The 11,992-nt window shown below is 71.5% G+C and carries 8 protein-coding genes; 5 read left to right on the plus strand and 3 right to left on the minus strand.

The genetic code is table 11. The features are described 5' to 3' along the window. The first annotated feature begins 6 nt into the window (after positions 1–6). Positions 7–2,274 (plus strand): FtsX-like permease family protein, encoded by a 2,268-nt coding sequence (locus FXF51_RS14375; RefSeq protein ID WP_148434947.1) that lies wholly within the window; start codon positions 7–9, stop codon positions 2,272–2,274. Here the strand turns inward: FXF51_RS14375 and treS are convergent. Both treS and FXF51_RS14385 read right to left on the minus strand, forming a co-directional pair. Further along, positions 2,261–3,973: a maltose alpha-D-glucosyltransferase gene (gene treS / locus FXF51_RS14380; RefSeq protein WP_148434948.1), complete on the minus strand. Its 1,713-nt coding sequence runs from the start codon at positions 3,971–3,973 to the stop codon at positions 2,261–2,263. The two genes, FXF51_RS14375 and treS, sit on opposite strands and share 14 nt — an antisense overlap. A gap of 264 nt (positions 3,974–4,237) precedes the next feature. Beyond that, positions 4,238–5,875, minus strand: coding sequence for an asparagine synthetase B family protein (locus FXF51_RS14385; RefSeq protein ID WP_148434949.1), 1,638 nt, complete (start codon positions 5,873–5,875; stop codon positions 4,238–4,240). Between the two features lie 138 nt (positions 5,876–6,013). Here FXF51_RS14385 and FXF51_RS14390 point away from each other — a divergent pair, with 138 nt between their 5' ends. Beyond that, positions 6,014–7,861 (plus strand): glycosyltransferase family A protein, encoded by a 1,848-nt coding sequence (locus FXF51_RS14390; RefSeq protein WP_262379514.1) that lies wholly within the window; start codon positions 6,014–6,016, stop codon positions 7,859–7,861. Here the strand turns inward: FXF51_RS14390 and FXF51_RS14395 are convergent. Next, positions 7,854–8,513, minus strand: a complete 660-nt coding sequence (locus tag FXF51_RS14395) for a hypothetical protein (RefSeq protein WP_148434950.1) — start codon at positions 8,511–8,513, stop codon at positions 7,854–7,856. The two genes, FXF51_RS14390 and FXF51_RS14395, sit on opposite strands and share 8 nt — an antisense overlap. A 42-nt stretch (positions 8,514–8,555) precedes the next feature. Here FXF51_RS14395 and FXF51_RS14400 point away from each other — a divergent pair, with 42 nt between their 5' ends. The 3 genes from FXF51_RS14400 to FXF51_RS14410 all read left to right on the plus strand — a co-directional run bounded on the left by FXF51_RS14400 (position 8,556) and on the right by FXF51_RS14410 (position 11,966). After that, positions 8,556–9,173, plus strand: coding sequence for an anticodon-binding protein (locus FXF51_RS14400; protein ID WP_148434951.1), 618 nt, complete (start codon positions 8,556–8,558; stop codon positions 9,171–9,173). A 124-nt stretch (positions 9,174–9,297) separates the two neighbouring features. Further along, positions 9,298–10,680, plus strand: a complete 1,383-nt coding sequence (gene lysA, locus FXF51_RS14405) for a diaminopimelate decarboxylase (RefSeq protein WP_148434952.1) — start codon at positions 9,298–9,300, stop codon at positions 10,678–10,680. Then, complete coding sequence (locus tag FXF51_RS14410; protein WP_148434953.1) at positions 10,677–11,966, plus strand: homoserine dehydrogenase; 1,290 nt, start codon at positions 10,677–10,679, stop codon at positions 11,964–11,966. Before lysA ends, FXF51_RS14410 begins: the two co-directional genes overlap by 4 nt. Positions 11,967–11,992 lie beyond the last annotated feature (26 nt).

The following is an 11,992-nucleotide window of genomic DNA, read 5'->3' on the forward strand; positions in this document are numbered from 1 at the left end:
CCATCCATGAGCACAGCGCTCGCGGGCAGCAGGTGGATCAGGGCCGACCTGCGGGCCAGGACGGGGGAGGCGGTGCTCACCGTGCTGGCCGTGGCCGGCATCGTGGCCGCGCTGATCACCGCCGCGACCCTGCTGGAGGACAGCACGAACCCGTGGCGCAGCCTGTCGGCCCAGACCGACGGCGCCCACGTCTGGATCTACACCAAGGACAGCCCTCAGGTCGCGCTGGGCGGCATCGACGGCGTGACGCAGACCGCGGGCCCGTACCGCTCCGCGCCCGTCACGGTGGCGCAGGACGGCAAGAAGGAGCCGGCCTCGCTGCGCGCGATGCCGGCCACCCCGGCGGCGGTGGCGCACCCCCTGGTGGCCGAGGGCCGCTGGCTCGACCCGTCGCAGCCCGACGGGGTGGTGGTCGAGCGCTCGTTCGCCCGCTCCCTGGGGCTGCGGCTCGGCGCCCCGTTCAGCATCATCACGATCAACGGCGAGCGCCACACCCTGTACGTGCGCGGCATCGCCGACTCCGCCGACCAGGGCTTCTACCCCGAGTGGACACCCGGCCTGGCCTACGTGCTGCCCGTCATGCTCGACCGCGTCGAGCCCATGCTGGGCCGCAGCGAGTGGGTCACCGGGCTGCGCCTGGCCGACCCCGAGGCCGCCCAGGTCGTCTCGCAGCGCGTGGTCGTGCTGCTGGAGGACCGGCTCCAGCGCGTCTACACCTGGCGCGAGGTCAGGTCCGCGATGGAGCTGGACAACCGGCTGCTGGGCACGCTGCTCGCGCTGTTCGGCGTGGTCGGCCTGGTGGCCGCCGCGCTCGCGCTGGCCAACGCCGCCGGCGGCCGGGTGCTGGGCCAGCTCCGCGACCTGGCCACGCTCAAGTCCATGGGCTTCACCAGGGGCCAGGTCGCGCTGCTGCTCCTGGTCGAGCACGGCGCGCTCGGCCTGCTCGGCGTCGCGATCGGCGCCGTGGTGGGCTGGGGCGTGATGGTGGCCATGCTGGGCGTGGGCTCCGTGGCGCCCTTCCCCGTGCTGGCCATCGTCGGCGGCACGGCGCTGGTGGTGCTGGCCGCCGTCGGCGTGCCCGCCTGGCGGGGCGGCCGCACGCCGCCGATCCCCGACGTGCCCTCCGCGCCGCCCCGTGGCCACCTGTCCAGACTGGCTCGCCTGGCCCTGCTCGTACGCCTCCCGCCCGCCCTCGTGCTGGGCACCAGAGACGCCTTCACCCGCCGCGTGCCGGCGTTCCTGACGGCGTTCGGCCTGGCCGTGCCGATGATGATGATCACGATCGGCCTCGGCGTGTGGGCCACGCTCGACAACTTCTCCGCCCACCCCGAGCAGGTGGGCCAGCACGCCGCCCTGTACGTCAAACCGGGCAAGGAGGAGCCGGCCGTCGCCGAGCGGCTGGCCGGGCAGGACAAGGACGTGACCGAGGTCTACCCGGGCACCGACGTGAACGCGCTGGCCCCGGGCGAGGCCCGATCGGTGCGGGTGCGGGCCATCGGCAGCTCGGCGACCCCGTATCCGTTCCCGGTGGTCGAGGGCCGCATGTACGCCAGACAGGGCGAGGCGGTGGCCGGGCAGGGGCTGCTCGGCCTGCTCGGGCTCAAGATCGGCGACCGGGTGCGGCTCACGGTGGGCGGCACCCCGCTGATCGTCAGGATCGTCGGCAGGACGGTCGAGCCCGAGCAGGACGGCGAGGTGCTGTCCGTGGGGCTCGACAGCCTGGCGGCCAAGGACGCGGTGCCGCCGGAGTACTACGCGCTCGCGCTCAAGCCGGGCGCCGACCCGCTGGAGGTGCGGGGACGGCTGCTGGCAGCCTCGCAGGAGGGCCTGGACGTGCAGGCCGCGGTCAACCCGGCCGACCGGCTGTCGATCATCCGGGTGGTCATCGTGGCGCTGATCGCCGTGCTGGCCCTGATCGGCCTGGCCAACCTGCTCACCGCGAGCGCGCTGGGCCTGCGTGACCACGCCTTCGACCTGGCCGTGCTCAAGGCCATGGGGCTGACCCCGCGCCAGGTCATGGCCACGCTCGTGACCGGCACGGGGCTGCTGGTGGTGCTGGGCGTGGGCGTGGGCACGGCGGCGGGCATCTCCGTCGTCACCGGGCTGATCGACTGGCAGGGCCACACCAGCGGCGTCGGCGCGGGCATCGGCCGCGCGCCGTCGGCCCTGACGCTGGGTGTGGCGGTGCTGGTCGCCGTGGGCACGGCCCTCGCGGTGGCGCTCATCCCCGCGCGCCGCGCGGCCCGTGCCCAGGTGCCGGTCACCTCTCGATGAGGCTATCCTCGGGCTTCTTCAGCGCGAACCAGTAGAAGCCGTGCCCCGGCAGGGTGAGCAGGTAGGGCAGCTCCCCGATCGCGGGGAACGGCACCCCGCCCCTGGCCTCGACGGGCGTCATGCCCTCGAAGCGCCGCAGGTCGAGTTCGACGGGCTGCGGGAACTTCGACAGGTTGTTGACGCACAGCATGACGTCGTCGCCGTCCTCGCGCACGTACGTGAGCACGCAGGGGTTGGACGACCACATCTCCGTGTAGGCGCCCACGCCGAACACGGGGTGCCTGCGGCGGATCTCCAGCATCTTGCGGGTGAAGTGCAGCAGCGACCCCTCGTGCCGCTGCTGGGCCTCCACGTTGACCGCCTGGAAGCCGTAGATCGGGTCCATGACGGCGGGCAGGTAGAGCCGGCCGGGGTCGGCCGAGGAGAACCCGGCGTTGCGGTCGGGGCTCCACTGCATCGGCGTGCGGACCGAGTCGCGGTCCTCCAGCCAGATGTTGTCGCCCATGCCGATCTCGTCGCCGTAGTAGATGACCGGCGAGCCGGGCAGCGACAGCAGCAGCGCGGTGAACAGTTCGATCCGGTCGCGGTCGTTGTCGAGCAGCGGGGCCAGCCGGCGGCGGATGCCCAGGTAGGCCCGCATGCGCGGGTCCTTGGCGTACTCCTTGTGCATGTAGTCGCGCTCTTCCTCGGTCACCGTCTCGAGCGTGAGCTCGTCGTGGTTACGCAGGAAGATGCCCCACTGCGCGGTCTCCGGCAGCTTGGGCGTGCGGGACATGATCTCGGAGATCGGCTCCCTGGTCTCCTTCTTGACCGCCATGTAGATGCGCGGCATGAGCGGGAAGTGGAAGGCCATGTGGCACTCGTCGCCGCCCGTGGTGGGGTCGCCGAAGTACTCCACCACGTCCTCGGGCCAGCCGTTGGCCTCGGCCAGCAGCACCCGGTCCGGGTAGAGGCGGTCGACCTCCGCGCGGATCTTCTTCAGGTACGCGTGCGTCTCGGGCAGCCCGGAGCACGCGGTGCCCTCGCGCTCGAACAGGTACGGCACCGCGTCCAGCCGGAAGCCGTCGATGCCCAGGTCCAGCCAGAAGCGCAGCACCTCCAGCATGGCCTCCTGCACCGCCGGGTTGTCATAGTTCAGGTCCGGCTGGTGGTGGAAGAAGCGGTGCCAGTAGTACTGCTTGCGCACCGGGTCGTAGGTCCAGTTGGACTCCTCGGCGCCGATGAAGATGATCGGCGCGTCGGGGTAGCCGCCAGGATGGTCTGACCACACGTAGAAGTCGCCGTACGGCCCCTCCGGGTCGTGCCGGGACGCCTGGAACCAGGGATGCCGATCACTGGTGTGGTTCATCACCAGGTCGGTGATGATCCGCAGGCCCTTCTCGTGGGCCTTCTCGATCAGCGCTACGAAGTCCCCCAGATCTCCGAAATCCGGGAGGATCTTCATGTAGTCCGAAATGTCGTATCCGCCGTCGCGCAGCGGCGACTCGTACAGAGGCAGCAGCCACAGGCAGTCCACGCCCAGCCACTCGAGATAGCCCAGCTTCTCGATGAGACCGCGCAGGTCGCCGGTGCCGTCGCCGTTGGAGTCCTTGAACCCCCGGACGAGAACCTCGTAGAACACCGCCCGCTTGTACCAGGCTGGATCCTCCGAGACGAAGGCCTCGGAGATCGGCTCCGGCGTTGGGGATGCGTTGATCATGATGTCGCTCACAGGAAGAGATGTGGGCAGGACGAAGTCACCGGTTGCCCCGGCGTTGTTATCTGGTGACCGCGCCGCGTGGAGTCGTCATCCCTGCGAACTCCACTGCCCTAAAACGAGCCCGGATTTGTGATCTAGTACCCGTTTGTGCGGCGCTTACGGGCCGAACACTACCAGCCCGTTGGCTTTCCGGAACCCGCTTCTGCTGTGCGAGGTGTGATACCCGCGAGATCAGGATGTAATCACCCTGTTACCTAGAGTTCACTAAAAAGGCGTGGCCAGGTCCGAGAGGTCGTTCTCGAAGTCGTTCAGCCAGAGGCCGAACAGCACCAGTCCGCGCACCCAGAATCGATCGTTCCAGCCGTTGAACCTGGTCAGCGCGTCGGGCCCGCCGGCGACCACCTCGTGCAGCTCATCCGACAACAGGTTCGGAATCCGGCCGGCCAGAACCTCCAGCATCCGGTGCGAGTAGTTCCGGGCCGGAGCCGCCGTCGAGCGCAGCGGCACCCGCTGGAGCGGCTGCTTGATCACGTTCGTCGAGGGCAGCGCCGCCACGCGCGGGTTGGCAGCGTACAGCACCTCGCGGTAGAAGCGGCCCTTGTCCTTGCGCGCCACGCCCACCGACAGCGCCGCGTCGAAGAACTCCGGGTGGATGAACGGCGCAGCGAACGACGCCTCAGGGCCCACCAGGTTCACCGCCGAGCGCGCGATGCCCCGCACCGTCCTGGTGTGCAGCACCGACAGCGGCAGCTCGGCCCGGTGCCCGTGCAGCATCGAGGTGGTGGCCAGGAACTGCTCGCGCACCGTCTCGTCCATCCACTGGGCCGCCGCCTTCGACAGGAACGGCTGCGTCGGCTGACCCAGTGAGAGCGAGGCCAGCACCGCCGCCGACCGCTCCGCCTGCGACGTGGCCTCCAGCGCGGCCCCGCTGACCATGAAGTTCTTCAGCAGCGGACCGCCCGCCAGCCCGTCCACCAGGATCCGGCCCGCGCCGTGCACCTCCTTGGCGAAGGGCGCGTACCAGGCGTGGTGCGGCGTCAGGTACTCCAGCCTGCGCGCCACCTCCATCGCGTCGGCCGGATAAGCGGCGGCGTCCTGCGTGACCACCCGGTGCGCAATGCCCAGCTCCCTGGTGATCGACCTGGCGAACGCGATGTCGGTGTCGGTGCCGTCGTCGGGGCTGGTCGTCCACGACTCCACGTCGAACCCGCGCGCCGAGGCCACGCTCGCCAGCAGCCGCGAGTCGTAGCCGCCGCTGACCGGCACCAGCAGCTTGCGCCCGTCGTAGTCCCCGTAGACGCCGTGCAGCAGCTCGACGATCTCCGAGGGGCTGATCCACTTCTCGTACGGCTCCGTACGCAGCCAGCGCGGCAGCCGCCGCTCGGTCGCCAGCCGGTCGTGCTCGAACACCAGCGCGCTCGCCCCGGGCAGCCGCTTGACCTCCGTGTACGGCGTCGCCTCGCCCAGCGGGAACGTCACCTGAAGGATCGAGGCCCACGCCGACCAGTCGATCCGCACCGGCACCAGGCTGAGCAGCGGCTGGATCAGGGACGAGAAGTAGACCGCCTCGCCCAGCCGCACGTAGTAGACGTCCACCAGGCCCAGCGCGCCCGTGTGCAGCGTCACCTTCCGGCCGTCGCCGATCAGGCCGGGCGTCTCGTACGTCTCCGCGACCGTGATCCACTCGACCTCGGCCGTCTTCGGCCTGCGCTCGCCCCAGGCGAAGGCGTACGCGTCGCCCGACCGGTGGTAGGGCGGCAGCGGGGAGGAGCTGAACAGGGCCGCGTCGGCCGACTGGAGCGCGGGCCAGACCTTGGGGCCCGCGGCCATCAGTTTGCCGAGCACGGCGGTGTCGATCCGGCCGAGAGCGCCGCAGACATAGGGCCGCACGTTGAACTGCACCGGATCTCAATCCCTTCGAGACGCTTCTCGGCAAAGAGTATCCTTTGGCGGGCTACGAGAGCGGAGGTCCGGTTCGCGAACGTAGTGAGCGAACGATTAGACGCAGCGTCTTGACGCCGGACCGACGAAGGAGGACCGGTGTCCACAGAGCTGGAGAGCACGCGACGGGCGTTGCGTGACGCTATCGCGCAGGCCGAGCGCGCCGCCGAGCTGGCCAGGCTGCTGGACGCCGCCCAGGCCGAGCTGGCCGCGGCGCAGGAGAGCGCCGAGGAGGCCAAGGCGCTGGCCGAGCAGCTCGGCGACGCCGAGGAGCGGCTGGCCGCCGAGCAGGCCACCGCCGACAAGCTGCGCGGGGAGCTGGCCGAGCAGCGCTTCCAGGCCGAGGTCGCGCAGTGGAAGCTCTCGTCGATGAAGGTCGCCCGCTGGAGCCGCCTCGGAGACGCCATCAAGAGCGGCAAGAGCAACCCGGTACGCCTCGCCAGGGGGCTCAAGGGCGCCGCCAAGCCCGTCAAGCGCCCCACCGCGCCCAAGCGCAAGCCCGTCGCCGGCGCCGCCAAGCCCAAGGACGAGCGCCCAGGAGCCGCCTTCCAGGCCACCACCACGACCAGGACACTCGGCGGCGCCTCCTTCAAGCTCAAGCCGTACCGCGTGCCCACCGGCCCCAACACGCGCCCCCACCTCACGGCCGCCGTCATCGCCGACCCGCACGCAGAGGCGCTGCTGCGCTACGAGTGGCGCCAGACCACCGGCTTCACGCCCCGCGACTTCGCCAGGGTGCTGCCCCTGGAGGTGCCGCACCTGCTGGTCGTCGAGTCCGTCACGCAGGGCCCGTGGGCCGAGGAGCTCACCGGCGAGCCGGGCGAGGGCCTCAAGGCGCTGCTGGCCTGGTGCGCCGAGCGCGGCATCCGCACCGTCTTCTGGCACACCAAGGGCGACGTGTCGGCGTACGCGGCGGCGGCCGACCTGTTCGAGCACCGCTTCACCGCCGACCTGACCGTGGCCTGGCCGCGGCTGCAGTTCGGCGTGCAGCCCCGGGTGCACAACCCGCTGCCGCTGGCCGGCGGCCGCATCGACCGGGTGCTCACGCTCGACCAGCTCCTGCCGGGCCACCTGACCTACCCCGACGTCCTGACCTCCTATCGCTGGCCCGCCGCCGCCGACTGCCCGCCCGGCACCCCGCAGTGGCGGCTGGCCGAGATCGCCGCCTGCGGCACGCCCATCGGCACCGAGGCCGACTCGCGGCGCGCGCACGTCGCGCTGCGCAGGGCGTACGCGATGGGCACGATGAGCGAGCGCGTCGACGAGCTGCTCGACGCCATCGGCCTGCCCAGCGCCCGCCCCACCCTCAACACCTCCGTCCTGCTGCCCGTGCTCGACCCGTACCTGATGGAGCACGCCCTGGCCCAGGTCGCCAAGCAGTCCGGGATCGACCAGCTCATCATCATCGGCCCGCCCGAGGCCGAGCTGCGCGCCCGCGACGTGCTGCCCGACGTGGAGGTCATCCACCGCCGGCCGCAGCCGTCCATGACCGAGGGCGCCATGCTGAACGCCGGCATCGACCTGTGCGAGGCCGACCTCGTGGCAGTCATGGACCCGCGCGACGTCTACGGCCCCCACTACCTGTCGGACCTGCGGCGCGCCTTCCTGTTCAGCACCGCCGACATCGTCGGCAAGGCCGCCTTCTACGCCCACCTGCGCAAGCCCCAGGCCACGCTGCTCAAGCAGCCCGAGGCCGAATACTCCTACCTGCCCGAGGTCACCGGCGGCACCCTCCTGGCCCGCCGCAACACGCTGCGCGAGCTGGGCTTCGCCGACCTCACCGAAGGCTGGGACGAGGTCCTCATGCGGCAGTGCCGCACGGACGGGATCAAGGTCTTCTCGGCGGACCGGTTCGGCTACGTGCGGGTGCGCGACGAGGACCGCTGGCTGCTGGGGGCCGCGCAACTGGTCGAGTACGGGTCGGCGGAGCCGCACGCGCTCATCTGAGCCACAGGGCCAGGGCCACGGCCAGGAGGGTGTAGCCGCCCGCGGTCGCGATCCAGGTCGAGGCGGGGTGGTTCCGGGGGAACCCGCCTGCGAGGCCTGCCTCGGCGATCGTCACCAGCACGAGCCAGGGGCTCCACGCCACCAGGAGGCAGCGGGCGACCTCCTGGCAGATGAGCGCCACGCTGTGGATCAGGCGCAGCGGGCTCAGCAACGACCCAGGGCGTTCGCCCGGTTCCTCCACCTCGCCAGCCTGGTTCGCCGCGAGCGTCCGTAACGCCAGCCTGAGGGACGCCAGCATGACGCCGAGCCCAACGAGGAAGCTCCACACCCCCATCCATGCCGCCTCCGCCGCCCCCAGCCCGCCCCAGGCCACCAGCCCCCACCGCAGGACCTCGTTCAGTGTCGCCACGATCACCCCGATCACCACGGGCGCGACCGGCCGGCGCAGCACCTTCATGACGGCCGCCCCGCACAGCCCGGCCACCACCGCCGCCCCTGCCACCAGCACGACCGCGAGCCCCAGGCTGCGCCACGTCGGCCCCGACACCCACCCGGCCAGCCCCACGCCGGCGAGCACGGTCAGGACCATGTCCCGCCGCGTCTCCCGCATCCGGCGCCTGGCCAGGACCGTCCCGCGATCAGGCAGCGTCATGGCTCCTCCTCCGACACCCCGTCACTGCGTAGGGTCGTCGCCATGACGCTGCCTGACAAGCTCGCCGAGGCACTGGGTGAGCCGCCCGTCCCGGAGGGCACGTGGGACGAGGAGGTCGTGTACGTCTCCGCCGCCGCCCTGCGCCGCCGCCTGCCCGCCGAGGATCTGGCCGCCCGGGTGCGGGAGCTGGACGGGGTGGCCGCCGTGGAGATCCAGGGGAGGGGATTCCTGCGGATCGTCCTGACCGAGCCCTCTCTGGACGCCGAGCCCGCGGCCGTCCCCTGTCAGCCGGTCTGGCCGGACTTCCCGCGCACCTGGGACAACCCCGGGTTCGTGGTGCGGTACGGGCACGCGCGGGCCTGCGCCGTCCTCAGATGGGCCGGGCAGCTTGGCGTGGGGGACGGGTTCGCGGCGGCGGAGCTGTCCGACCGGTACCACCGGCGGGTGCTGCGGGTGCTGGCCGAGTTGCCGGGGAGGGTGGTCAGCCGGGAGCCGGGGTGGGAGGGTTATCTCCTGCGGCTCGCGCTGGCGTACCACGACGCGCACGAGCGGGCGCCCGCCGTTCCGGTCGGTGACGAGGAGCCGGGGCCGGTGCACGCCGCCCGCGTGCGGGTGGCGGACGTGGTGCGGAAGGTCCTCCCCGGCCCCGACCGTTTGTGACGTGTCACAAAATATCCGGCTAAACGGCGAAAAATCGTAAAAATATCCCTTCTGGGGCGTGATCGCGTCTCGATACGTGGTCACAGGGTCATGGCGTACTTGCGCTTCCGATAGCCTCGATCGGGTGAGTCGATTCGCCCATCCCGCCGGGGACCGGCACGCCGAGATGCTGCCCCAGGAGCGCCCGCCGCTGGCGCCCGCCGACCTCAACCGGATCAACCCCGCGATCTGGCCCCGAACGTCGACCCGGACCGAAGGCGCGCTCACGGTGGGCGGCGTGGACGTCCGCGATCTGGCCCGCGATCACGGCACGCCCCTCTACGTCATCGACGAGGACGACGTGCGCTCGCGCATGCGCGACTACGCCACGGCGTTCGCCGGCTCCGAGGTGCACTACGCCGGCAAGGCGTTCCTGTGCAAGGAGATCGTGCGCTGGCTGCAGGCCGAGGGCCTCGGGCTCGACGTCGCCAGCGCCGGCGAGCTGGCGGTCGCGCTGAGCGTCGGCTTCCCCGCCGAACGCATCACCATGCACGGCAACAACAAGTCCGTCGCCGAGCTGACCAGGGCCCTGGAGGCCGGGGTCGGGCACATCGTGGTCGACTCCTACGACGAGATCGCCAGGCTCGGCTTCCTCGCCGAGCAGCACGGCAAGCGGCCCAAGGTGATGATCAGGGTCACCACGGGCGTCGAGGCGCACACGCACGAGTTCATCGCGACGGCGCACGACGACCAGAAGTTCGGCCTGTCGCTGAACACCGGGGCGGCGGCCGAGGCCGTCCGCCGGATCCTGGCCCTGCCCCAGCTGGAGCTGGTCGGGCTGCACTCCCACATCGGCTCCCAGATCGTCGACACGGCCGGGTTCGAGGTGGCCGCGCGCCGCCTGACCGCGCTGCTCGTTCAGATCAAGGACGAGCACGGCGTGGTCCTGCCCGAGCTCGACCTCGGCGGCGGCTACGGCATCGCCTACGTCGAGGGCGACGAGGCCCCCGACATCAAGGAGCTGGCCGACGGCCTGCGCGAGATCGTCTCCAAGGTGTGCGTGGACGCGGGCCTGCCCGTGCCCCGCCTGACCGTCGAGCCGGGCCGCACCGTCGTCGGCCCCGGCGGCGTCACCCTCTACGAGGTCGGCACGATCAAGGACGTCGAGGGGCTGCGCACGTACGTAAGCGTCAACGGCGGCATGAGCGACAACGTGCGCACCGCCCTGTACGGCGCCGAGTACACCGCCGTGCTGGCCAGCCGGGCCAGCGAGGCCGAGCCGATGCTCAGCCGCCTGGTCGGCAAGCACTGCGAGAGCGGCGACATCATCGTCCGCGACCTGCACCTGCCCGCCGACCTCGCCCCCGGCGACCTGATCGCCGTGGCCGCGACCGGCGCCTACTGCCGCTCGCTGGCCAGCAACTACAACTACCTGCCCAGGCCCGCCGTGGTCGCCGTCTCAGGCGGCGTCTCCCGGGTGATCGTGCAGGGCGAGACCGAGGACGACCTGTTGAGGGGGCAGCTGTGAAACCGCTGAAAGTGGCTCTTCTGGGCTGCGGAGTCGTCGGCTCGCAGGTCATCAGGCTCATGCACGAGCAGGCCGACGACCTGGCCGCCCGCGTCGGCGCGCCGCTGGAGCTGGCCGGCGTGGCCGTGCGCCGCCTGGGCCGCAAGCGCGACATCGACGTCGATCCCGAGCTGCTGACCACCGACGCCGAGTCCCTCGTCACCCGCGACGACGTCGACATCGTGATCGAGGTCATCGGCGGCATCGAGCCGGCCCGCTCGCTGATCGTCGCCGCCCTGTCCAGGGGCAAGTCGGTCGTCACCGCCAACAAGGCGCTGCTCGCCGAAGACGGCTCCACCCTGCACGAGGCCGCCCGCACCGGCAACGGCGACCTGTACTTCGAGGCCAGTGTGGCCGGCGCCATCCCGCTGCTGCGCCCCCTGCGCGAGTCGCTGGCGGGCGACCGCGTCAAGCGGGTGCTCGGCATCGTCAACGGCACCACCAACTACATCCTCGACAAGATGGACTCCACGGGCGCGTCCTTCACCGACGCGCTGGAGGAAGCACAGACGCTCGGCTACGCCGAGGCCGACCCGACGGCCGACGTCGAGGGCTTCGACGCCGCCGCCAAGGCCGCCATCCTGGCCGGGCTCGCCTTCCACAGCCGCGTACGCGCCGACGAGGTGCACCGCGAGGGCATCACCGAGATCACCGCCACCGACGTGGCCTCCGCCAAGGCCATGGGGTACGTCATCAAGCTGCTGGCCATCTGCGCCCGCTCCGACGACGGCCGCTCGTTCGGCGTGCGGGTGCATCCGGCCATGATCCCCCGCTCCCACCCGCTGGCGGGGGTGCGCGAGGCGTACAACGCGGTCTTCGTGGAGGCGGAGTCGGCGGGCCAGCTCATGTTCTACGGCAAGGGCGCGGGCGGCGCCCCGACCGCCTCCGCCGTACTCGGCGACCTGGTGGCCGTCGGCCGCAACCGCCTGGCGGGCACCCACGGCCCCGAGGAGTCCACCTACGCCGACCTGGCCGTCCATCCGATGGGCGAGACCGTCACCCGCTGCCACGTGTCCCTGGACGTCGCCGACAAGCCGGGCGTGCTGGCGCAGGTGGCGGAGCTGTTCGCCAAGCACGACGTGTCGATCCAGACCGTCCGGCAGGAGGGCCACGGCGACGACGCCCAGCTCGTCATCGTCACCCACCGGGCCACGGACGCGGCGCTCTCCGCGACGATGGCGGGGTTGCGGGAGCTGGACATCGTGCGGGCGGTGGCGAGCGTGATGCGGGTGGAGGGCGACGAGTAGGGGCCGATCGACGCGGGCACATCAGG

Source organism: Nonomuraea sp. PA05 (assembly GCF_008086045.1).
Lineage (GTDB): Bacteria > Actinomycetota > Actinomycetes > Streptosporangiales > Streptosporangiaceae > Nonomuraea > Nonomuraea monospora.